Below are 26,422 nucleotides of genomic sequence, written 5' to 3'. Positions count from 1 at the left end.
AAAATTAATCTACAAAGTATTACTTATCAAATTGCTGTAAGTGGAGTGCTTCTATAATTTTTATGAGCTTTTCAGCATATTGTTTATCGGTTGCATACCCTGCTGCTTCCAAGCCATGCGCCCAATTCTTGTATTCTGTTTTTGCTAATTTTGTCAAATGCTTATATCTAGACCCCATCAATAAATTGCTATGTTCTCTAAAGCTATACCAAGCCGAATCAAAAACTCTAAACATATCATATTTGCTATCATCCGTGTAATTGGCACATCGACATCCAACACACTTGGATTTGCATTTTATACCAAAATGGTTATTATCATTTTTAGCAAGCTTACTATCCCCCGCATTACTTTCTAGTAAGCCTTGCGCTAAGGTGATCGCTACAGGAATACCATATAAATTAGCTTCTTCCTTAGCTGTAGAAAGATAAAGTTCTATATAATCGTAACATTTTTGTGTTTTGAATGCTACAATCTTGGGATCGATTCCCTTTTTGATAGCATAAGAAGGATTTAGTACAAAGCCCAAGTTAGAATACTTAGCCGCAGCTTCCTGTTCAGCAGGAGATAGCGCCGCCCCAACAGCAGTTGCCGCATTGGCAAGATTAAGCTCCGTCCTAATATCATTCTTTTCTGCTTTTATTTGTTGCCACCATTTTTTAGGAACTTCTACTAAACTTGCGTTCATAATTGCTCCTTGGTTTTGATCCTCAGAATAATTAGTAACTACTGTAGGCGCACCAATATGAATATGAAATGATATTTCCTGATTAGACATAAGGATAAATAACAACATAACAAAGGCTGCTCTAACAGCTACAATTTTAATTCGTGGTTTAATACTATACCAATAAGATTGTGTTTTGTTTTTGAGGATGATAAGGCTTTGATTATTCATAATACTTGTGTTTTAAAACAATCCACCAAGGAAAAACCTCAAATGAATTATTGTAGTTAACAATCCATGTTTAATGTGATTAAATGAAGAAATAAAACTTGTGCACGATTCATGTTTTACTATTCTTTTCCTGTTATTCTTTCTCTTACAGAGAATAAACAACCACACAAATATAAAACAAAATGTTTTAAATAATCAAAAAATAAAAACAAAATGTTTTATTTATTTCCCAAAATGGTACTGTTTTTCTAAATTGAGTACTTCTTCGTAAAGTTCTTATGGCTGACAAATAATAGATTTTTTTCATAACATTTATTCATTCACCCCGTATAAAACACTGGTTATCAATATTTAAAAAACTTACAATTCGCCATTTATTCCCTCCTTATAACAAATCATGCCCTTTTTAATAGCCCCCCCAATAACATGGCACCCATATTGAATGATAAACAAAGTATTATAAAACAAAATCAATTATAATTGATAAAAATTAATATATCAAATTCTTGTTTTTCATTAAAATTTTAACGATTTTAAAAAAGATTAAAACCTCAATAGAAATCCCCCTTATCTTTATTTTGTCTTATTCCCATCATAATGTTAATCTATTTTTAAACTTTTAAACGTTAGATTATGATGAAGATTTACTTATTGTCCGCTTCTATAAAAAGCTCCTTAAAAACAAAAAGACGACAGCGCATAAGTAAGAGTGAATCTATTAGAGAATTACAAAAAAAACACAACAAGAACTTATTCTTGTTTTTTTTATTGTCATTTTTTTTCATAGATAAACATCAAGCACAAAGAACAAACATTCACATTGCTTCCTCTTCTACTCATTTTTATATTGATGAAAATGTTCTGGACTTTTCAGCCTCTGAGTTGTCAGATTGCTCTAAAGATGTGTTTCATCTCATTACGCATGGACGTTCAGGCAAGCTTTTAATTGGTCATAAGTGGTTGACCCCTCCAGAAATTGCAACTTGGCTAAAAAACAAGGGCTTTATTAAAAGGCATCTTAATATTTATGGTTGTGAATTTGGAAAAGGTCGCCAAGGTCTTGCTGCTGTAAAATATCTAGAAAATGAGCTTGGCATTTCCATTGCAGCATCTAATAATCTAACAGGAAAAGCAGGAGACTGGGAACTAGAAATTGGTACCCCTATTGCTGCCCTTAATTATACCGATTACCCGCACTCGCTACAAAATATTGGAGGAACCATTAATAGCTATGCTGCCGTAACAGGAATTACAGGCAATGACTTTTTGGTAGATGACGCTAGTTCCTTTTCGGTTGGTGATCAAATTCTTATTATACAAATGCAAGGGGCTATAATAGATGATTCCAATACCTCTTCTTATGGCGTAGTAACGAGTCGAAATGGGGTGGGAAATTTTGAATTAGCCAATATTACTACTATTGTAGGAAATACCATCACCCTTTCTAGCTTATCCAAAACTTATGTTTCTGATGGCTCGGTTCAAATTATAAAAACGCCTGATTATAGCGCCAATACACTCACTACAGTTACTTCGACAATAACTGCGCCTGCTTGGGATGGCACCAAGGGGGGCGTAGTAGCTCTTAGTGCCGATGAATTACAGTTGGATGCTAATATCGATGTTTCTTTCCTTGGTTTTAGAGGAGGAATGGGATACCGCACTAGTGGTGTAGGTAATAATTATGTGTCAATAGGACCAGATGATGCCCAAAAAGGAGAAGGAGTGGCTAAATTTACAGCTACGGGAGACAGAGGCAAAGGTTTTATTGCCAATGGTGGCGGTGCTGGTACCTGGGTAAACACTGGTGGCGGTGGCGGTGGTAATTATGGAGCTGGAGGAAAAGGAGGAATTTATTCTGCAACTGGTGAAGGCTTAGGGGCAGCTTCTATTGCAGCCTGTGCTATTGGAGAATATCTCGTCATAATGGGCGGCGGCGGTGGTGCTGGCGACTACAACGATGGCTTTATTACAAGAGGCGGCCATGGTGGTGGAATTATTTTACTATTCATTAATCAACTTACTGGTAATGGTGGAAACCTTATTGCGGAAGGACAAATTGGGCAAGTACTCGTCAATGCACACGGTGATGGAGCAGCTGGAGGAGGAGCTGGTGGAAGTATTTATTGTAATGCCACTACTTATTCTGGTACGTTAACGGTTGATGTCTCTGGAGGAGAAGGCGGTCCTGCTTGGTCTGGCCATGGTGATTCTGGAGGAGGGGGAGGTGGCTCCTTCTTTTTAAAAGGAACTGCTTTACCTGCGGGTATCACGCTAGATGCTCTGGGCGGCCCTGGAAGTACTGGCGGGGGAGGTGGCAATGACCCAGGACAGGATGGAGGAATCGTAGACATAGATGCTGGATCTCCTCCTACCGTTGTAGATAATCAAGTTTTCACCATTGATGTTTCAACCCTCACTAATAATACTCCTTTTGATAGCGTTTTATATACTTTGGCAAGTGGAACTACCTTAGATTCCTTTTCCATTCTTTCTGAAAGCCCTGGTGTTGGCAATATTTTTTCCATTAATAATGGTGGCGGTTTATCTGTCAGCGATATAAACCTACTAAGCAGTCAATTGACTTATAGCTTAACCATAGATGTTTCTACCACTTCAGGCTTATATTCTTGCCCTAAAGGTGTACTCATCCAAGTCTCTAACTCAACAGATACAGATGGGGATGGAATTAATAATACCATAGATATTGATGACGACAATGATGGAATTTTAGATTATGAAGAATTAAGTTGCGATTATGGCGCTTCTGATAATACGGCTCAAACCAATACCGCTAATGCTCAAAGTGTCAGTGGTAGCTTTACCAATGGCTTAGCCAGCGCTAATTATACCATTGATTTTGTAGGTGTTAATGCTGCTTTCTCTGCTACTTCTGTTATCACAGGAAATAATGGCGTTCATTATTTGCTCAATGATAATGATGCAGATGGAAATTTTAGCGAAAATATAAGCCTTACAACTACAGCAAATAGCGTATTAGACCTTGTCAGTTACGGAGCACAAGCCAATACAAACCCTGTTACGGCTTCTAGTAGAGATAATGATGCACAAACAATTACTCTAACTTGGAACCCCACTGTAAATGCAACTGTATATGACCCAGACAATCAACTAGACGTTGCTGATGGAAGCACTATTACCACAGGAACAACAATTACACAAGTAGCAGATCAATTGAATGGTCTTGCGACTTGGCGAATTGATTTTAAGGTAAACCATGCCAATCTTTTTACATTGTCGGTTGCTCACAACCACAATACCAATAACGCTATTGGCTTAGAATCTTATGGTATCAATGCTATTGTTTGTTACAATAATGATACAGACAATGACAATGTTTACAACCATTTGGATCTTGACTCAGATGCAGATGGCTGTAGCGATGGGGTAGAAGCTAATAACACATTAATTTCAAACAATGATATTACAAACTATAACACTGGAACAGATGCCAATAACAATGGGCTACTAGATATTTTTGAAACGGGCACCACTGGTACGATCAATTATAATTCTACTTATGTGGATTATGCTATCGTTGATTCTTTAACTGCCTGTTTAGATACGGATAATGATGGAATAGGGGACTTAATTGACATTGATGATGATAATGATGGAGTCCTTGATACGGATGAAGGGTACTGTTATAATTTTATCCGATTTGGTTTCGACTCAGACAACCTAGGATGGAAAATTGTAGATGGTCTAGGAACAGATACCGTACGACATTCTACAGATGTAAGCTTAAATTGCCTCATTCCAAACTTGCCACCTAGTCCTAGTGGCGGGCATTACATCGCTGATTTTGATCGAACCAGTAATAACACTTACTTTGAATCGCCTGATAACATGAATTTAGATGCTCAAAGCTTATTGGGACAACCTTTTTCCTTTGATTGGATCAATGGTAGACTAGATGCAGGAGGATCCCAATCTATACTTGCTCTTACAATCACTTTGACAGGTGGAGGACTAACCGCTACCACTGAAATAGATGTCACAGGGCTAATGAATACAGGCTGGAATTCGCTTTCCGCACCATTAACAGCAGCAGCATTTGGGGCTAATATTTCAGCAGTATTAATGGACTTGGATAAGATAAGTATTGAGGTTGAGACCGTTAATAGTGCCGTTAATCCTTGTGATGTAACAGGAGAGTATATGGGGGTAGATATGATCTTATTGGGTTGTGACAATGTATTGGATACCGATGGAGATGGTGTTTATAACCATTTAGATCTGGATTCAGACGGGGATGGTTGTAGCGATGGGGTTGAAGCTAGTAATACCTCCGTTGCCAATAATGATATTGTCAATTATAACACTGGAACAGATGCCAATAACAATGGGCTACTAGATGTTTTTGAAACAGGCACTACTGGTACGATTAATTATAATTCTACTTATAATCAATATGCCCTTACCAGTTTCTTGAATGCCTGTACCGATTCAGACAATGATGGGATCAACGACTTGGTTGATATTGACGATGACAACGATGGAATTTTAGATATCGTTGAAAGTCCTCAGTGTTTTTATTCTGCTTCGGATATTACTTTCATTGATGCCACTACTTCCCTGACCAATTACAGCACCAACGCTGCTTATTCTTTTACCGAATTATACGATGGAGTACTCAATGACATTGGAGCCTATGGGGTCTTAAATACCAATATTGTTAATGAAACGGTCTATCAATTAGAGTTGAACATTCCTGCTGAGTTATCAGGCATTCAAGTCTATTTTAACTACAGCATCTTTAATACAATTTCTACTACCTTCAAATGGCAGGCTTCTAATGATGCTACCAACTGGACTGATGTAACGGGCGTTTTAAACGAAACTCAAACGACCAATAATAACTATATCTACACCTTTTCTCAAACGGGTAACAAATACCAATACTACCGTCTGTTGGGGATTACGGGAGCTACTTATTACAATAGAATTTATGAGTTTGTTCCCTTAACCGACAATTTTGTAGCGCATGACTATCCTAAAACAAGTTGTTCTAGCGATACTGATGGCGATGGTATTTACAACCATCTTGATCTCGATTCGGATGGCGATGGTTGTTTTGATAGCTATGAAGCTAGTGTAACAAACGCTACCAATAGCGGTAATCTCTCTGATAGTCTTGCTGCTACTTTGCCTTCCCAAGTCGGAGCGAATGGTCTAGCTGATTTTCTTGAAACGACTACCGATAGCGATACTATTAATTATAGTTCTACCTATAACGCTTATGCTCTTAGTGATTTCTTGAATGTCTGTACCGATTCAGACAATGATGGGATCAACGACTTGGTTGATATTGACGATGACAACGATGGAATTTTGGATATAATTGAAAGTCCCCAGTGTTTTTATACTGCTTCGGATATTACTTTCATTGATGCCACTACTTCTTTAACCAACTATAGCACCAATGCCGCTTATTCCTTTACCGAATTATACGATGGTGTACTCAATGACATTGGAGCTTATGGCGCTTTAAATACCAATATTGTTAATGAAACGGTCTATCAATTAGAGTTGAACATTCCTGCTGAGTTATCAGGCATTCAAGTCTATTTTAATTACAGCATCTTTAATACAACTTCTACTACCTTCAAATGGCAGGCTTCTAATGATGCTACCAACTGGACTGATGTAACGGGCGTTTTAAACGAAACTCAAACGACCAATAATAATTATACGTACACCTTTTCTCAAACGGGTAACAAATACCAATACTATCGTCTGTTGGGGATTACTGGAGCTACTTATTACAATAGAATCTATGAGTTTGTTCCCTTAACTGACAATTTTGTAGCGCATGACTATCCTAAGACAAGTTGTTCTAGCGATACCGATGGCGATGGTATTTTCAACCACCTTGATCTCGATTCGGATGGCGATGGTTGTTTTGATAGCTATGAAGCTAGTGTAACAAACGCTACCAATAGCGGTAATCTCTCTGATAGTCTTGCTGCTACTTTGCCTTCCCAAGTCGGAGCGAATGGTCTAGCCGATTTTCTTGAAACTACTACCGATAGCGATACCATTAATTATAGTTCTACCTATAACGCTTATGCTCTTAGTGATTTCTTGAATGTCTGTACCGATTCAGACAATGATGGGATCAACGACTTGGTTGATATTGACGATGACAACGATGGAATTTTAGATATCGTTGAAAGTCCTCAGTGTTTTTATTCTGCTTCGGATATTACTTTCATTGATGCCACTACTTCCCTGACCAATTACAGCACCAACGCTGCTTATTCTTTTACCGAATTATACGATGGAGTACTCAATGACATTGGAGCCTATGGGGTCTTAAATACCAATATTGTTAATGAAACGGTCTATCAATTAGAGTTGAACATTCCTGCTGAGTTGTCGGGCATTCAAGTCTATTTTAATTACAGCATCTTTAATACAACTTCTACTACCTTCAAATGGCAGGCTTCTAATGATGCTACCAACTGGACTGATGTAACGGGCGTTTTAAACGAAACTCAAACGACCAATAATAACTATATCTACACCTTTTCTCAAACGGGTAACAAATACCAATACTACCGTCTATTGGGGATTACTGGAGCTACTTATTACAATAGAATTTATGAGTTTGTTCCCTTAACCGACAATTTTGTAGCGCATGACTATCCTAAAACAAGTTGTTCTAGCGATACCGATGGCGATGGTATTTTCAACCACCTTGATCTCGATTCGGATGGTGATGGTTGTTTTGATAGCTATGAAGCTAGTGTAACAAACGCTACCAATAGCGGTAATCTCTCCGACAGTCTTGCTGCTACTTCTCCTGCTCAGGTAGGGGCAAATGGTCTAGCTGATTTTCTTGAAACTACTACCGATAGCGATACCATTAACTATAGTTCTACCTATAACGCTTATGCTCTTAGTGATTTCTTGAATGTTTGTGCCGATTCAGACAATGATGGGATAGGAGATTTAATTGATATTGACGATGACAACGATGGAATTTTGGATATAATTGAAAGTCCCCAGTGTTTTTATTCTGCTTCGGATATTACTTTCATTGATGCCACTACTTCCCTGACCAATTACAGCACCAACGCTGCTTATTCTTTTACCGAATTATACGATGGAGTACTCAATGACATTGGAGCCTATGGGGTCTTAAATACCAATATTGTTAATGAAACGGTCTATCAATTAGAGTTGAACATTCCTGCTGAGTTGTCGGGCATTCAAGTCTATTTTAACTACAGCATTTTCCGTACGACTGCAACCACCTTCAAATGGCAGGCTTCTAATGATGCTACCAACTGGACTGATGTAACAGGCGTTTTAAACGAAACGGAAACGACCAATAACAACTATATCTACACGTTCTCTCAGACGGGTACCAAATACCAATACTACCGTCTGTTGGGGATTACGGGAACTACCTATTACAATAGAATTTATGAGTTTGTTCCCTTAACCGACAATTTTGTAGCGCATGATTATCCTAAGACAAGTTGTTCTAGCGATACCGATGGCGATGGTATTTACAACCATCTTGATCTCGATTCGGATGGCGATGGTTGTTTTGATAGCTATGAAGCTAGTGTAACAAACGCTACCAATAGCAGTAATCTCTCTGACAGTCTTGCTGCTACTTCTCCTGCTCAGGTAGGAGCAAATGGTCTAGCCGATTTTCTTGAAACTACTACCGATAGCGATACCATTAATTATAGTTCTACCTATAATGCTTATGCTCTTAGTGATTTCTTGAATGTTTGTGCCGATTCAGATAATGATGGGATAGGAGATTTAATTGATATTGACGATGACAACGATGGAATTTTGGATATAATTGAAAGTCCTCAGTGTTTTTATTCCGCTTCGGATATTACTTTCATTGATGCCACTACTTCCTTGACCAATTACAGCACCAACGCTGCTTATTCTTTTACCGAATTATACGATGGTGTACTCAATAATATTGGAGCCTATGGGGTCTTAAATACCAATATTGTTAATGAAACGGTCTATCAATTAGAGTTGAACATTCCTGCTGAGTTGTCGGGCATTCAAGTTTACTTTAACTACAGCATTTTCCGTACGACTGCCACCACCTTCAAATGGCAGGCTTCTAATGATGCTACCAACTGGACTGATGTAACAGGCGTTTTAAACGAAACGGAAACGACCAATAACAATTATATCTACACGTTCTCTCAGACAGGTACCAAATACCAATACTACCGCCTATTGGGGATTACGGGAACTACCTATTACAATAGAATTTATGAGTTTGTTCCCTTAACCGACAATTTTGTAGCGCATGATTATCCTAAGACAAGTTGTTCTAGCGATACCGATGGCGATGGTATTTACAACCATCTTGATCTCGATTCGGATGGCGATGGTTGTAGTGATGGGGTAGAAGCTAGTAATACCTTAATTGCTAATAATGATATTACTAATTATAACACTGGTGTTGATGCCAATAACAATGGCCTTTTGGATACTTTTGAGGATGGGACAACAGGTAATTTAAATTATATTCCTACCTATTATGTTGTACTAGATACTGCTCTTAATGCTTGCATTGACACGGATAATGATGGGCTAGGAGATTTAGTAGATATTGATGATGATAACGATGGGGTATTAGACATTACAGAATGTTATGGAAGTGCCCAAAGTTCTGTACAAGAGTTTTTGAACGGTGATTTTAGCAGTTTAAATCTAAATAACTGGACAGTATCCCCAGCCATTGGAGGGGCAGGTAGCGGTCGATATATTGTTAATAATGATGCTAATTTTCAAGTATCCTTAAGCCAGACAATTGCGACGTACCCAGGAGATGTGATAAGCTTTTCGGTTGATTTTGGCTCACTAACCACTAATTCGCTTGCTTTAGACGACTATTTTATTGTTTTTATAGATGGCGTTAGTGTGGATACCATTCCTGGTAATATTGGTCCATCGATGACCACTTATTACTTCTCTGGAGTTACAGAATCTGACAGCACTGAAATTCTGTTTTTACTTGGGCATACTCACGATTTAAACAATGACTTATACATGGACAATGTTGAATTGTCTATCTTGAGTTACAATTGTACAACAGATACCGACAATGATGGCATTCCTGATCGTCTAGACTTAGATTCGGATGGCGATGGTTGTAGTGATGGAGTAGAGGCTGGCAATACCCTTGCCGTTAACAATGATGTAACCAACTACAATACTGGTACAGATGCTAATACCAATGGTCTTTTGGATACTTTTGAAGATGGCACGACAGGAAACATCAATTATAATTCTACTTACCTTCAATATGCACTTAGTGATTTCTTAAATGCTTGTACAGATACCGACAATGATGGCATTAATGACCTTATTGATCTTGATGATGACAACGATGGAATTAGAGATGCTCTTGAGGTTCCGAATTGTTTCTATCAGTATACAGATTTTGAAACAGGCAATCGAAGCGACTTGGTTAGCGTTAGTACATCACTTAATATGAATGCAACGTATACGCATCCAGAAGAAACAATTGATGGAGACAATGGTCTTGCTGCGGCAAACTACGCCGTACAATTTTTAAACAGTCAATCTGCGATCAATCAAACCGTTTATCAGTTTGAGTTTAATACACCAATTGAATTAAGTACTATTTATATTGGTTATATTAATGGAAATAGTCATTTTATTAATGGTGCTTCTATCCAACTTCAAGCTAGTAATGATGGAGTCACTTGGGCAGATTTAAATACAGGAGCTACTTATAATCAAGCAAATCTCAGTACTCCTGTTTTAACTGTTGGAACAATTCAAAATCACAGTTTTATTGTTACTCAAAATGCAGGTACTTACAAATATTATCGGATACAAGGGATTAGTGGAACCATTTGGAGTGGGGGGTATTGCAATGAAATCTATTTTGAGACGAATAACTTCGTTCCTGAATTCCATCCTAAGGCTGCTTGTAGCGATGATACGGATGGCGATGGCATTTACAATCACTTGGATTTAGATTCGGATGGCGATGGTATTCTTGATATTATAGAAGCAGGCGGAACCGATAGCAACCAAGACGGTCAAGTCGACTATCTAACCGTAGGCGACCCTTCTACAATGGTGGATGTAGATGGAGATGGTCTATACGATGCTGTAGATACCGTAAATAGTGGTAGTGGAGTAGGTGAAGTAACCAATGGTACGCCTTTACTTAATGGTGATTCAGATGGGGATGGTGTTCAAGACATAGTAGATATTGATGCGGATAACGATGGCATTGTAGACAATACAGAGGCACAAGCAACACTTTTGTATATTGCTCCAGCAGGAACAGATACAGATGGAGATGGTATTGATGATGCATACGATGGTTTGAATGGTTTTGGAGGAGAAGGAATCAGTCCCAACAATCAAGATGGGACGGACAACCCTGATTATTTAGATTTAGATTCAGACAATGATGGAGAATCTGATCTAATAGAGGGGCACGACACCAATGGCGATGGTGTTGTCGATGGATTAGATAGTCCAAATGCTAATACAGGCTTATCAGGGGGAGCAATAGATACAGATGCAGATGGTTTGTTGGATGGTTTTGATAACAATACCACAAGTACTGATGCAACAAATTCTACCTTGACCCCTAATAGTCATCCTGATGCAGACAATAGCATTACATCTGAAAAAGATTGGAGAGAAAAAAGCTCCACCTATGGTTTAGATGATATTAATTCTACTCCTATCAATACAACCATAATAGGAGATGTATTAATTAATGACTTTGATTTAGAAGGAGATATTCAATCCGTAAGTGGAACCATTACAATCGATACAGATGGAGATGGCATTCCTGAAACTTCTAGGCCTTTAGGCGCTGCTACAACTATTGCAGGAGTAAATGAAGATGGAACTGCTAATCTAAATGCAGGGACGTTGACTCAAAATTCCAATGGTACTTATACGTTCACACCTTCAGCTGGTTTTGTAGGAGAAATCATTTACTTCTATCAAGTTTGCGACAATGCCGTATTGATGTCCTGCGATAGTGCTACTGTAACAATAGGTGTAGAACCGATCCCAACAACGGACAATAGTACCATTGCGCTTTCACCAGATGTCAATCGAACGTATGGCACCAACCCCGTCAATGGGCAAGTTTTATCCAATGACAATGATCCTGATGGAGATCCCATTGTTGTAACGGGACTTATCATTGACAGCAATGGAGATGGAATAGCAGATTTGAATGCACCATTAAGTACTTCTACGACAACTGCGGGGGTAGATGCAAATGGCAATTCAGTAATGAATGCAGGTATCGTTATTCAAAATTCAGATGGTACCTATACCTTTACGCCAACTGCTGGCTTTGTGGGTACTGTAACATATCAGTATGTAGCTTGTGATAATAGCACTCCTGCCAATTGTGAACAAACTACAGTAACCCTAGAAGTTTTGCCAAATCTTGCAACCAATAGTACCAATAGTAATGATGATAATGAATTTATAGACAAAGGACAACCTTTGACGGATAATGTTTTAGAGAATGACTCTGATGTAGAAGGAGATAGCCAAATTGGAGGGGTAACATTGGTTTCAGGGCCAACACAGGGAGGACTAAGTTTAAATGCAGATGGTAGCTATACCTATACGCCAAACAATCCGAGCATTGTCGGAAATGATGCATTTATCTATAGCGTTTGTGATGATGGAAGTCCAAGTGTTTGTGACACCTCCACGGTTTATATTACCATCTTAGATGTAAATAGAGACTATGGGGAAACATCTGGAACGTATCCCGTTGTATGGCATAGAGCTATGCGAGATGTAAATGCAGACAACACTTTAGATGGTGCTACAGATGTATGGCTAGGCATGGAAACCAATTTTGAAAATGCGTCTTTGCCAATAGATAATTTTGACGATGGAATCGCAGTAGGTTCAGGAGCTGGGCAATTTCCATTAAGTGTAGCGGGTGGTCAAAGTTTTAACCTTGATCTAACTGTCAATTCTTCTGTACCAGATTTAGTACATTATGGATTGTGGATTGATTGGAACAACGATGGTACTTATGATCAGTTTTATAACGATTCGGTTGTAACCGCAAGCCCTACCACCACCACGGTAACCATTACAGTGCCCAATGGTTTAGGATACAGCGGAGGAAGTCCTGTAAACGTCCGTGTCAGATCAGATGATGATGCCTTTTCTATCAATGATTCAGGCGGAGGAAGAACAAATGGTGAAGTAGAAGATTATCAAATATCAATGATTCTTTTGCCTGTAGAGTTAATGTCTTTTACCGCAAAACTAGAGGGAGAAAACACAGGAATCTTAGATTGGATCACTTCTTCAGAAACCAATAATGCAGGTTTTGAAGTAGAACACGCCTTGCCCTCTACAAGAGGAGTTACCTTTGAAAAGATAGGTTATGTTCAAGGAACAGGTACCACTACTCAAACTACTTATTATACCTACCAAGTACCAAACTTAATGGCAGGAACACATTATTTCAGAATCAAACAAATCAATCTTGATGGTACTTACAAGTATAGTTCAATCCGAGCTTTAACGGTCAATAAATCCGAACAAACCATTGTTTTGTATCCTAATCCAACAACCGATAAGGTAAGTATACTACTTCCTACTTTATTAGAAGGGGAGATTGACATTGAGGTATTCGACAACATTGGACAGCGCATACATACTAAAACGGTTAGCCAACAGCAAGTCATAGAATTAGAGTTTGCACACTTGCCTACAGCCAATTATATGGTTCGAGTCAAAACCGATACTAGCACTAAAGTATTTAAACTTATCGTAAGTCCTCACTAGAATATTAAGGGCTTTATAAATGGACAAAAACTTCTTCTGAATCAAATTTAGAAGGAGTTTTTGTCTTTTCCTAGATTAAACAAAGCCAATTTTTCCAATAACATTGCTTTTCTTCGTACCGATACTGAAATCGTAGTGCCATTACTCAGTTCCAGTTCTCCGCCTCTCCCTCTAATGTATTTTGTAATGTGCGTTATATTAACCAAGTATTTATTGTGAGGACGAACAAAATACAACTCTTCTAATACCCGTTCAAAGAAAATAAGCGATTTAGAAGCCACAATAATAGTTTCATTATTAAGGTATAGTTCTGTATAATTAGCATCTGCTTTACAATAAATCAGATTTTTAATATCAATAAAAACCATTTCTTTTTGGGTCGGTATCGCCAACCGTGTTTTTTCATTCCCCATTAGGTCTTTAAGAACAGAAAGGTGATTACCTAAAGGATAATTTTTAATATCTATCTTTTTTAAACGATTAATTACTTCCCTCAAAGATTCTGGGTTAATTGGCTTTAGTAAATAATGGATAGCAGCATATTCAAATGCCTGTAAAGCATACTCATTATGAGCCGTCACAAAGACCACTTTAAAATCGTATTGCTCAACTTGTTGAAGCAATTCAAAACTAATTCCATCACTCAATTGAATATCCAAAAACACAAGTTCTGGTTTTATACTTTCGATCAAACCTTTGGCTTCCTTAATAGAACTTGCATTTCCTACAATTGCTAATTCAGGGCAAAAATGCTTAATCATATTTTCTAAAGCAATCCTCGATAATCGTTCATCCTCAACTATTATTGTCTTCATATTTTTTTTATAATACTCCATTGATTAGTTCGTCCAGCTTAGTTGATGTCCGATACTAGTTTACTCGTTTTGCGCATGAAATAGTCGATAAAAAATAGCTTTTACTATATTTTTTGACAGAGTAATGGATAAATTAAAGTAGAAATAAACTGTACTTAGGTTAGGTCTGTTTCATATAGGTTAAATAATCAAACTTGGGAAGTAATATTTGGACGCTTGTTCCCTTGGCAAAGCCATCCTCATCATATAAATCCTCTATAGAAAGTTTTATATCCATCTGATAAGTTCTATTAATAATAAAAATATGCTCCTTTATCGTAGCAATTCCCAAAGATGTTTTAGCCGTAAAAGCATAGCCCGTTGATTTTTTTTGAGCGGCTTCACGTCCAATTCCATTATCCACTATCAAAATCTTTATCAGCTCGTTACAAACTTTTTCGACAGTAACAATAATTTCACCTCCTCCTTGTGGTTTCAGTCCGTGAATAATCGCATTTTCAATAAAAGGTTGAATAAACATAGGTGGAATATAAAATGATTTTACTCCCATCTGTATATTCTGTTCAATAGAAATGCTATAAGCATCTCCTAGGCGCAATCGTTCCAAACTTATATACGTTTCAAGCATGCTCAACTCCTTACTTAGTGGTAAAAAACTATGTTTAGAATTTTCTAGAATATCTCTAACCAATTTTGCAAAATACGATAAATAGATGGTAGATGCTCGCATGTTTTGCATCATTATATGCCCCTGAATAGAGCTGAGCGTATTGAACAAAAAATGAGGATTCATTTGCGTCCGCAAAAGTTTTAGTTGAGATTCCACCAAGGCTTTTTCTAATTCAGCCCTTCGTTTTGTCACTAAAATCACAATCCAAGCAATACTACTGGTCGCCAATACAATTAAACAATAAATAAGCAATTGGAAGTAAATTGTATCCACAAATAACTTTTGAATATTGATATTTAGATGTTGGATAGAAGGGTTGGATTTATTTTTTTCGGTTTCAGTTGTTAATAAAAAAGTGTATTCTCCTGGCATTAATTGAGCGTAATTGACAGAATATTCTGTGGTGTATTGCCAAATTGTATCCCTTGAATTTTCAGGTAGTAAGGCATAACAAAAAAGCGTCGTGCGTTCTTTATCAAACTTTACATTGGTAAAATTAATCTGAATCGTATTCTCGTTGCGCTCCAATACAACATTTTCATTTTGAATAGCTTGCTCTTTTCCATTAACTCGCAAAGTAGTCAAAAGAATGGACGTTTTCTTTTTTGTTAAAGGCGCCATATTTTTAGGAAAGGATAATAATTGTCCATCTCCAACCGCAAATATAGTATCCTTCACCAATGCTAAATCTACTATCGCTAAACCCGTTAAATAAGAGGATACATCTACCTTATTGTTATAAGGTGAAAAAACAACTTTATTAATTCCATTGCTTGTTCCCACCCACGCTATGGTGTCCTTTTCCAATAAGATATGAGTTACATTGGTAGAATTAAGTCCTTCTTTTGTTCTTACGCTAATTGTTTTTTGGGAAGGAGGGAAAATTAATAATCCATGCATAAGACTAGCTGCAAAAATACAGCGTTCCTTTTTTCCTTTTATGTCTTTTATCCTCATATTTTCAACGGGCATAGCAATAGGTTTAAAAGACGCTTTTTTATAATCGTATTCTATAATGCCGTTTATGGTGCCTAACCAAAGCTTATTCGGAGCAGTTACAGCAGAAGTATATGTCCAAGTATTGTACCCCAATGCTTGACTATTGGTTAACATTTTTAAGTCCTTATTTAGCGTTATAAAACCATCTGCCGTACTTACAATTAATAAGCTATCATTAATCGCAACCATCGATTTGCTTCTCCCTCTTACGATTCGCTGAACGCTTGGTGCTAAAATTTTTGTTTGTTGCCCGTCAAACAAAACCATATTATTAAAAACAACATCATTATCCCAAATTGTAAATCGGCTAGGAATACTGATGTTTCTATGGTGGGCATCAATCGAAAAAAGTAGCTCTGGGTGAGGACTTAATGAAGATTTACAATAAATTTTGCCCTTTGTTTTAATGTATAACTTTTCATTTTCTGCATGGATAGCTGTTGTTACTTCATTTTGTTCAAAATTATGTTTCTTTATTTCGATTGAGGAGCTCACCAAAACGCCATGTTGATCCGTAGAAAACAAATAATTGCCATTGGACAATTTACAAATATCATTGATTTGATATTCTGGCAAAAACACCGTGGCATCTTTTGTATTGGGGTATTTAACAAAGCCATTATACATTAAACCCAACAATTCCTGAGCATTTATTTTTATTATTTTACGAACAATATGTGCATTTTTTCCATTTTGCCTTTTATTTGGAAATAAAGCATTATAACTCACTAGACTGTTTTTATTGATTCCTAGTCTCAAAGAATCTACTAAAAACCTGTTGGATACAAAAATTGTGTCTGCAACTACGAGTTGTCGTTTAATTTGTTGAAATAGTGCCTGCTGCTCAGTTGTCAGCACAACCTGTTGCAAGAAAGATGTTAAATTTGAGTGTTTTGACAGCTCGTGCTGAATTAGGCTATCATCCTTAATCTGAAAAAGGTTAACAACAGTATCGATACCAAAAGAAAATTTTTGTATCCAAATAGAATGGTCTGGAGCGATAAACAGGTCGCTAACCCAACTTCCTTTTGATAACTCCATCAGTTTATTATTCCAAGGAGGAACAAGGATTTCATTTTTATGATAATCATAATAAAACAGCCCTCTTCTAAAGGTTGCAAACCAAACTCTCCCTACTTTATCTTCAAAGACGCTTAATACATCGTTAAAAACAATGCTGTCTTTTTGAATATAATTCACCCAATGCACCCCATCATATCGAAATACTCCATGATTAGACCCCATCCACAAGAAACCTTTTTGGTCTTCCAAAAAGTCATAAAATTCTACATGCTGAAACTTTCGACCATCAAGAAGTGGAGTTGTTAATAAATCTTGAGCGGATAGATTTACACCATTGGACATACTTATATAAAATATAAGCATAAAAAAAAAACACCTCACACTATCACAAAAAGCACTGACTCTTAAACACATATATACAACATTCCCATTTATTTACACACCTAATCACTAAGTATACACACCTATTCATTTTGCATAGAGTTTTTTGGTAAAGCTATTGGTATAAAATAACTTTAATACAAGCTAGTTATTTTTTTTACATAAAGAGCAAAATCAATTCAAAATAATAAAAATATATGATTAAAATCGTCCCTTTGATCTATCTTATACTTATCGTAAGTTTTTCTGTTCTTTCCATCCAGCATACCCCTGCCTCTAATCTGGAAATTGATTTACTGTCGTACCGTCCTAGTGTCAACAGTAGTTGTTCATCAATTCCTCAATACTATTTTTCGGATCAACGTTTGAAAAAAAACATCCGAGATTATGAAAAGGCTTTGGAAACGGTTAGCCTATTAAAAGGCAAACAATACTATTGGAAAGCAGAAAAACTTACTGATAAGAGCTTTAATAAGCGCCTCCAATATGGTTTCATTGCTCAAGAGGTCGAAAAGGTGCTGCCTAATTTAGTTCATCAAGATAAAAATGGTTACAAAGCGATTAATTACATTCAAATTATCCCTATCCTTACCAATTCTATTCAGGGGCTCCAAAGAGAAAACCAACAATTATTAGACCTTATTCAAAGGTTAGAACAGAGAGTCAATGTTTTAGAAAAATTGTAATCATTTTTTATCAAAAGACAAACTACATGATGTTAAAAAGTATTAGGCTGATTTTATGTTTGGTTCTCATGGGGAACACCATTTTTGCCCAAAATGTAGGCATCGGAACAATGACGCCTAACCCCAGTGCCAAGTTGGATATTGAAGCAGCTGATAGAGGGCTTTTAGTCCCTCGTATTAGTATCACAAACCTCAATGCCGCAGCCCCTGTTTCTGCCCCTGCAACTTCTCTATTGGTTTATAATACCAATGCCAGTAGCGGGCTAGGCTATTATTATTGGAATGGCACGAAGTGGATAAAACTACTCAATGAGGATGATATAGACCATGATTGGTATGAGGTTGGTACCACCAGTTCCCCTGATGCGATTAGTGATAATATTTTTACTCAAGGCAGTGTTGGAATAGGAACGATTAGCCCAACAGCGACTCTTCACGTAGAACGTCGTTTTCAAGATGCTTTCTTAATTAGCTCAGGATCCAGTGATGGCGGAAAAGTATATACCAATTATGTAGGAGGTTCGGCTCGACTCGTATTAGAAGAGTATGATGATCCCTTTAGGATAGAGGGGATTAGTGCACTAACGGGACAAACTACAACGATCTCTATGTTTAATAGTAAGGTTGGAATAGGGGTTGCCTACCCAACAGAAGCACTAGATGTAAATGGAACCTTTGCCTATACTAACAACTTACACAATGTTTTGTTGATTCACGATGATACTGCCAATACAAACAATGATAACATTTTAATTGAGTTTGTAAAAAAAGGAAACCACAGTGCGCCCTCTGCGGCTATAAAATTTGATGGCTATGGTTCTGCGAGTATACACCAAGCGAGTATGCACTTTTATACTAGAGAGCTAACAGATCCCAGCCCTCAGGAGCAAATGATGATTCATTGGAATGGAAATATTGGGATGGGAACCAATGCCCCCTCCGAAAAACTCGAAGTTCATGGAATCATTGATGGTGGAAATAATACCAGTACTCAAGGTATGACCATCCTAACAGGTCGATATGGTATTGGAGCTTTAACTACCTTAGGAAGCCACCATTCCGATGGAGGTCCTGTCTTAGGCTATGGAGTTACTCCCTTAACAGGTTCTTCTGGTTATGTGTCTGCTAGTGGTATTGCAAACCTAGAACGTTCAGCATTGCATTTAGACGAAGATATTGAGTTTTTGTCTGCTCCTTTGTCTACGACTCCTATTGGAACAACCATTCCACTAACCAGTAATATGATTATTAAAAATACAGGTTATGTTGGAATTGGCACCACGAATCCATTGGGAGTGTTGCATGTTTATAATTCGACCCCATATACTGGCAATGAAAACGACAATGCTTCTAATAGTATTGTTCTACATGGAGCCGTTTCGAATGCTGTAGGCAATCATTATGGTGGGATTACTTGGGCAAATGGTTTAAGAAAAAGAGCTGGAATATCTTCGGTTATGGAGCATAGTGATTCTGATCATTTAGGATTGGCTTTTTGGACACAAGGAACGGATGGTTCTGGCCCTATGTACGAAAGTATGCGAATCTCGTATCATGGTAATGTTGGAATTGGCACAACTGCTCCAAGCGAAAAATTAGAGGTCTGTGGCAATGCAAAAATCGTTGGACAAATTCAAGCCAACAGCAGTAGTTTATCCGCAGGGTTAACCTGTTCTTCTGATAAGCGTTTAAAAAAGAATATAAAAGCTTATGATACTGCCCTAGAAACCATCAACTTATTGGAAGGAAAGCAATATTATTGGAAAACCGAAGAATTTGCAGATAGAGGATTTGATGAGCGACGCAAATTTGGTTTTATTGCCCAAGAGGTCGAAAAGGTACTCCCTAACTTAGTTTATCAAGATAAAAAAGGCTACAAATCAGTAGACTATATTCAAGTCATTCCTATACTGACCAATGCTATCCAAGAACAACAAAAGGTACTTGAGGAACAAGAAAAGAGAGTAAAACTACAACAATCTGAGAATGAAAAATTAATAAACTTAATACAGCAGTTAGAAAAACGATTGAGCTTCTTAGAAAAAAAATAATTAGACGGTAGTGTTCATCCCTATTTAGAAAGTCGAAGGTATTTAGCGATCCTTTGGCTTTTTTTTATTTGTCAAATTAAGTGATTCCTCGTTAAGCTGATCCTTATTTTTAATAGGGTACTAATCTTTTAGGGTAATAGCAAAAACCTCTTCTCCTCTTTCCTACAAGAACCATTACCCTCTCATTATCAAATCCTTAAAACTAACCACTGCTTATATTCCTCCTTTTCTTTTTATAAAAGGTTCATTTTGAGTTTTATTTTATTTAAAAATGTTCAAAATAAAAAAATATTAAATTAACACACATATATAAATAACTAAAAAGTAAACAGTTACATTTGAGTATTGATTTTGTCTAGCGAAGTTTATAGGATGACCACACTCAGCCTTAACAACTTAACTAACAATTAATTACACAATTTAATTTTTCAAAAAAAACAAAAAATGACTACACTCAACTTTGCAACTGTAATGATAATTTTAGCTTCTTGCCTAATGAGTAACCCAAGTATCTATGCTCAAAATGTTGTTATTCCTGATGCGAATTTTAAGACTTATTTGTTGGGGCAAAACGCTATAAATACAAACGGAGATGCTGAAATCCAAATCAGCGAAGCACAAGCTTTTAATGGAATGCTTAATCTAAATAGCCTAAATATAGCTGACCTAACAGGAATTGAGTCCTTCACAAACCTTAACACCTTATATTGTAGTAATAATCAGTTATCAACTCTAAATCTCAGTAATAATACTGCTCTTAGTACATTATCTTGTAATAATAATCAACTCTCTAGTTTGAATCTTAGCAGTAATCCTCTGCTTACTTTAGTAGCCTGTAACGATAATCAACTTTCTAGTCTAAACCTTAGCAATAATCCTCTACTTAGTTTGTTATCTTGCAACAACAATCAGTTATCTAATCTAAACATCCGAAACAATACATCAATTACTCGCCTATATTGCGACAATAACCAGCTATCGAGCCTTGATCTTAGTGGAAATACAATGCTCGATCTATTATCTTGCAATAACAATCAATTGGCTAACTTAAATCTTAATGGAAATATAGCGCTTAAGTTACTAGCTTGTAATAACAATCAGCTGACTAACTTAAATTTGGATGATAATACTGCCATTACAGCTATAGCCTGTAACAATAATAAGCTATCCAGAATAGATTTAAGCAATAACACGGCTCTTATGACATTGTCTTGTGATAATAATCAATTGACTGTTTTAGATCTTGACAAGAATGCAACATTGACTAGATTATCGTGCAATAACAATCAGTTATCTCATCTAGATCTTAGTAAAAATACTGCACTTGTACGATTATTTTGTACCAACAATCAACTAATTTCACTCAATGTAAGAAATGGAAACAACAGTAATTTCACTCATTTTCATGCCAATAATAATCCTAACTTAACTTGTATCCAAGTAACCGATATTAGCTATTCTGTTGCCAACTGGACTAATGTAGATTCTGTTGCTAACTTCCGTACCTTCTGCACAGTAACAGGCGTAACAACAACAAAAGCAACATTATCAAACGTTCAAGTATATCCTAACCCTACCAACAAAAGACTAACAATTGCTCTCGATAAACTATATCCTACTGCTACGATAACAATTAACAATATTATGGGACAACCCGTTTGGGTTAACAATTATAGCGGAGTACAAAATATTGATATTGACTTAGAGATAGCCAATGGTGTTTATTTTTTAAGCATAGAAACAGAGGAGCACAAAACAAAGAGTATAAAATTTATAAAAAACTAACCTAAGTACAGGGTACTAAAAATAGCAAGCAATATAAGTTACAAAGTCATTGAGGTAAAGCACCTCAATGGCTTTGTTATTTTATACCTAGTGGGGTCTCTTTTAGACCTGTATTCGCTGCGATTTTATAGTCCCTAAAAAAAATACTTAATAAAAATTTTTTTTTTAGGGGGGGTAGTTTTCTTAACCGACATCTTATTGTACTTCCCTATTTTTAGATTGTAAAAAAATGTTTCAATCTTTTTAGGGGGAAAGCATTTTTGATGCGACTCTACAATAGTTCTCTCTCTCAAACTTATCAAATAGAGATTGTTTAACTAATGTTTTTTAAAAATTATGTGGCGCTCTAGCGCTTTACCTATACAAGATAATGGAGTGTGGTGTTCCTGGGGCTTCTTAAACAAAAGGTTTTTCCGAAGCCCTTTTTTTGAAAATTATGTGGCGCTTTAGCGCTTTACCTATATAATATAATGGAGTGTGGTGTTCCTGGGGCTTCTTAAACAAAAGGTTTTTCCGAAGCCCTTTTTTTGAAAATTATGTGGCGCTCTGGCGCTTTACCTATACAAGATAATGGAGTGTGGTGTTCCTGGGGCTTCTTAAACAAAAGGTTTTTCCGAAGCCCTTTTTTTGAAAATTATGTGGCGCTTTGGCGCTTTACTTATACAATATAATGGAGTGTGGTGTTCCTGGGGCTTCTTAAACAAAAGGTTTTTCCGAAGCCCTTTTTTTGAAAATTATGTGGCGCTTTAGCGCTTTACCTATACAATATAATGGAGTGTGGTGTTCCTGGGGCTTCTTAAATGAAATATTTTTTGAAGCCCTTTTTTGTGCCAAAAAATAAAGAAGGCTACAAAAAAACCACATGAGAAAAAATCTCACATGGTTCTTCTTAAACTTATCTTATTTATCTCATAACATCCTAAATAGTATAGGAGATAAAAGGTATCAAATTGTTCTACCATCAAAGGTAAATCCTAGTTTATTATTTTCCATAAAAAATTCTTTTGGCAAGTTAAGAACGTATTAGAGCTTTTAAATAAAAAAGTATCCTCTTCTATTTAGAAAAAAAGGCTATTCCTTTTATTTTGAAATAGCCTTTATAACTTTATCATCCCCCAATGATAAAAATTGTACATAAGTGAGATTCATATTCATCACCTAGGCACAAACATAATTTTTTTTTTTTCGAACAAAGAACCTTTTTTTTAAAAAAAATAAGTTCCCAAAGCTTTATACTCGCCTACAAATAATTTAAAATTAGACAGTTAAAGAAACAAAACTATAATTTTTTAGCCTTTATTTTAGGACTAGCCCTTTTTTCATTATTCTATTAAACATTACTTCGTGAGAAAACCGAACAGAGCTTGCTGGCTCACGTAGTAACCACGCAATAGCAACGAAGCTAATCGCAGTTGATTATCAATAAGGTACATCTTTGTTAATAAAAACTAAAATACTAATAATCAACACAATGCATAAACAATAGCGAACTGCATCAGCTTGCAGCTAAAAGCTGCAAAGGAAAGGCACTGTTTTTTTATGTTTTTCTTCAAAAAACTAAACGACTATCTCACGACCGCAGGGAACAACTAAGCGCAGCGCTCATGACCGCAGGGGATAATGAGCGAAGCGCACTAACTAATCCACGAAGTATTAAAATAAATAACACAATGAAAGTTTTTAGAAAGAATAGTACTCTTTTTCTAACTAAGATTCATAAAAATTTATCTTAGAGCCAATTTTAGACGCTTATCAGAAACTTTTTTTATGCAAAAGCAGAGTACACTACAGAACCTATTCCTAATTATACAAGCAATGACGCGAGAAGAAAAGCGCTATTTTAAATTATATATTAGAGGTTTAGGAAAAATAGAAGGGCATCAAAGCATATTATTTGATTATTTAAGTAAACAAGGAGATTTTGATGAAGTTTCTATTAAGAAAAAATTAAAGACTATTTTTCCAAGTCAAAATAAAAGTGCACTGCAAATTAATACCTATCAAAACATTATAAAAAGTCTCAATTTATTCCATGCCAATACCTATGCAGAAACTAAGATTCTAGATTTACTCAAAACAATCAAGCTGCTCTATGTCAAGAATTTATTTTCGCTAACTATTCCAGAAATTGAGAAAGCTAAAAAACTAGCTATTGAACATAAGTATGTAGCTTTGCTGCCTCAAATATTATTTTGGGAATTTAGGGTAAAAGGACAAGCGTTCTCCTTTCACCATACTTCCATGGATGCCATTCAAGAAAAATTTCAAGAATTTGAACAGGCCTTGTTAGAACTTCAAAATGTGTATACTTATACAAAAAGTTGGACACAGTTTTACATCTATGTACGCCATTATTTTAGTACCAAAGGAGGGGAGAACGAAACTAATCCCGATTGTATTCAAAATTTACCTCAACCTCTTCATCTTCATGCAACCATACTAGATAGTAAAACCAAAACTCTTCAAGCCTATATTAGCAATGATTATAAAAGTGGAATTGATTATATGACTACGGCACTCCATGAAATGGAACAGTCCCCCCAAGTCATTAAAGAATATTTTCACGATTATGTAGGTTGTTTGTATAGAATTATAGGTAACTCGATCGCTACCAAACAGTGGGACAAGAGCCAATTATACTTAAAAAAATTAAAAGAGACTCCTAAAGTGCTTTGGACTCCAACAATAAGAGCCATTTACTCTGAGTTGTTGTTTCATTACAATTTTAGGTTTGGAGATTTAAAAGCCAACCAAGAAGCTCAAAATATCGCAATCGATTTATTAACCAATCACAAACAACAACTTTCCTTATCCATCATTAGAGATTTAATGTTAGCAATTGCTGTTAGCTTTTTTTATCAAAAAAATTATGACAAATGCATTGATTATCTAACTCGTCTTGAAACAATCAAATACGATGACATCAACATGAAAAACACGATTAAAATCATGTTGATGTTAACCCATTATGAAAAAAAGGAATACATCTTATTGCCTTATATAATTCGTTCTAATTATCGTTTTTTTAAAAAAAATGAACCTCGTAGAGATTTTGGATATACCATTACCAAAAGTCTTAGTAAAGTATCCAAAATAATTTCTAAAGAGAAAGTCACCCAAATTTTTATAGCGTTAAGAACAGAGTTAGCACAAAATCATAAGTCTTATTACAATGGCAACCTTATGTTCTTTGATATTCGGGCTTGGCTTAACAGCAAGATTAACAACATTAGTATAGAAGCTTCTTTGATTGAACATCGTAATAAAGATATTCTTGATTAAGCAGTGCATCTATCCTGTGTTATTTCAATAATTTAGTTAATGCAGTAGACTGTGATAAAACTTTCATTTGGTGAATTGCGGCATCGTTTAGGCGAATCAAACGCTCATCCTGTGCGAAGCCATCTTTGATATACTCTGCGTTGATGTTTTCTAAATTAGCCAATACCAGCAATTGTTCTGCCGTCGCAAAATCTCTCATATTTCCCTTTTTATCGGGATTGGCTAATTTCCATTGTTTAGCAGTTAGTCCAAACAAAGCAACATTGAGCAAATCCGCTTCACTAGCATAAACAACTCCACTTTGATCTTTGCCTTCTAACTTAAAGGGAATCAAATTTTCCTTAATGGAATCTGTCAAGATCTCATAATTTACCTTACTCAAAATTCTTTTTACATTCCACTCTAATGTTTCTTTGGCTTCCTCGGCTTCTTTTTCTTTTAGTCGCTGAAACTCCTTAATCATATAGACATAGAATTCTGGACTTAGCCAAGTTGCAAACTGGATTGCAATATCACTATGTGCATAAGTCCCTCCATATCGTCCTGCTTTAGCCTGTAAACCAATTGCATCTGTTCGCTGTATCCACTTCTTGGTGGACATTAAGAATGTGTTTTTAATGAACTCCGTTTTAATGTGGTGGAATTCCACCACATTAAAATTTTGGTTGTGCACTTTTTCCCAAACCCCCAAAAACTCTAAAGTAGATCCTGTTCTAAGCCAGTTCCTGATATAATCTCTAGGATCGCCTTCCAATCCCCGAACCATATCCGTTAAACAAATAAAATCACCGTGTTGGCTAGATACATAATTGATCTCTCTATTTTGAATTGTTATTTTTTTCATCCTTAACTTTAAATAAATCTTATTTTTCTAGGCAAACATTGCTTGTTTTTTGAAACAAACACTTCTTGTCTTGCTGGAACACCCTCTTGTTTTTGGGAACAAACACTTCCTATTTTTTTGGAAGAAATACTTCCTATTTTTTGGA

Annotated in this window: 9 protein-coding genes; 5 read left to right on the top strand and 4 right to left on the bottom strand. The window is 36.2% G+C overall.

What is annotated here, in order from left to right:
* Positions 1-19 precede the first annotated feature (19 nt).
* Positions 20-898 carry a glucosaminidase domain-containing protein gene (locus AsAng_RS29480; protein WP_264793601.1) on the bottom strand — a complete coding sequence of 293 codons (879 nt, stop codon included), beginning with the start codon at positions 896-898 and terminating at the stop codon, positions 20-22.
* 633 nt (positions 899-1,531) lie between these two features.
* Here AsAng_RS29480 and AsAng_RS29475 point away from each other — a divergent pair.
* Positions 1,532-13,741 carry a DUF4347 domain-containing protein gene (locus tag AsAng_RS29475; RefSeq protein ID WP_264793600.1) on the top strand — a complete coding sequence of 4,070 codons (12,210 nt, stop codon included), beginning with the start codon at positions 1,532-1,534 and terminating at the stop codon, positions 13,739-13,741.
* A 47-nt stretch (positions 13,742-13,788) separates the two neighbouring features.
* On the opposite strand, the gene AsAng_RS29470 is transcribed toward AsAng_RS29475, so the two are convergent.
* Complete coding sequence (locus AsAng_RS29470; RefSeq protein WP_264793599.1) at positions 13,789-14,556, bottom strand: LytR/AlgR family response regulator transcription factor; 768 nt, start codon at positions 14,554-14,556, stop codon at positions 13,789-13,791.
* A gap of 160 nt (positions 14,557-14,716) precedes the next feature.
* Complete coding sequence (locus tag AsAng_RS29465) at positions 14,717-17,590, bottom strand: sensor histidine kinase (RefSeq protein WP_264793598.1); 2,874 nt, start codon at positions 17,588-17,590, stop codon at positions 14,717-14,719.
* A gap of 236 nt (positions 17,591-17,826) precedes the next feature.
* On the opposite strand from AsAng_RS29465, the gene AsAng_RS29460 reads away from it, so the two are divergent.
* From AsAng_RS29460 to AsAng_RS29445, 4 genes are all read left to right on the top strand, one after another.
* Complete coding sequence (locus AsAng_RS29460) at positions 17,827-18,315, top strand: tail fiber domain-containing protein (protein ID WP_264793597.1); 489 nt, start codon at positions 17,827-17,829, stop codon at positions 18,313-18,315.
* Positions 18,316-18,341: 26 nt separating this feature from the next.
* On the top strand, positions 18,342-20,366 hold the full coding sequence (locus tag AsAng_RS29455; RefSeq protein WP_264793596.1) for a tail fiber domain-containing protein: 2,025 nt from the start codon (positions 18,342-18,344) through the stop codon (positions 20,364-20,366).
* A 444-nt stretch (positions 20,367-20,810) separates the two neighbouring features.
* Complete coding sequence (locus AsAng_RS29450) at positions 20,811-22,151, top strand: T9SS type A sorting domain-containing protein (protein ID WP_264793595.1); 1,341 nt, start codon at positions 20,811-20,813, stop codon at positions 22,149-22,151.
* 1,815 nt (positions 22,152-23,966) lie between these two features.
* A complete protein-coding gene (locus AsAng_RS29445; protein ID WP_264793677.1) occupies positions 23,967-25,433 on the top strand; it encodes a hypothetical protein in 1,467 nt (488 codons plus the stop codon).
* Positions 25,434-25,452: 19 nt separating this feature from the next.
* On the opposite strand, the gene AsAng_RS29440 is transcribed toward AsAng_RS29445, so the two are convergent.
* On the bottom strand, positions 25,453-26,277 hold the full coding sequence (locus AsAng_RS29440; protein ID WP_264793676.1) for a KilA-N domain-containing protein: 825 nt from the start codon (positions 26,275-26,277) through the stop codon (positions 25,453-25,455).
* Positions 26,278-26,422 lie beyond the last annotated feature (145 nt).

The organism is Aureispira anguillae (genome assembly GCF_026000115.1).
GTDB lineage: Bacteria > Bacteroidota > Bacteroidia > Chitinophagales > Saprospiraceae > Aureispira > Aureispira anguillae.
The sequence above is the reverse complement of the archived record's forward strand: the minus strand, read 5'-3'. Positions and strand labels throughout refer to the sequence as shown.

Excerpts from the sequence above, each read along its gene's own strand:
- AsAng_RS29460 (WP_264793597.1), top strand. The coding sequence starts at position 17,827 with ATGATTAAAATCGTCCCTTTGATCTATCTTATACTTATCGTAAGTTTT.
- AsAng_RS29480 (WP_264793601.1), bottom strand. The coding sequence starts at position 898 with ATGAATAATCAAAGCCTTATCATCCTCAAAAACAAAACACAATCTTAT.
- AsAng_RS29450 (WP_264793595.1), top strand. The coding sequence starts at position 20,811 with ATGACTACACTCAACTTTGCAACTGTAATGATAATTTTAGCTTCTTGC.
- AsAng_RS29465 (WP_264793598.1), bottom strand. The coding sequence starts at position 17,590 with ATGTCCAATGGTGTAAATCTATCCGCTCAAGATTTATTAACAACTCCA.
- AsAng_RS29455 (WP_264793596.1), top strand. The coding sequence starts at position 18,342 with ATGATGTTAAAAAGTATTAGGCTGATTTTATGTTTGGTTCTCATGGGG.
- AsAng_RS29445 (WP_264793677.1), top strand. The coding sequence starts at position 23,967 with ATGACGCGAGAAGAAAAGCGCTATTTTAAATTATATATTAGAGGTTTA.
- AsAng_RS29470 (WP_264793599.1), bottom strand. The coding sequence starts at position 14,556 with ATGAAGACAATAATAGTTGAGGATGAACGATTATCGAGGATTGCTTTA.
- AsAng_RS29440 (WP_264793676.1), bottom strand. The coding sequence starts at position 26,277 with ATGAAAAAAATAACAATTCAAAATAGAGAGATCAATTATGTATCTAGC.
- AsAng_RS29475 (WP_264793600.1), top strand. The coding sequence starts at position 1,532 with ATGATGAAGATTTACTTATTGTCCGCTTCTATAAAAAGCTCCTTAAAA.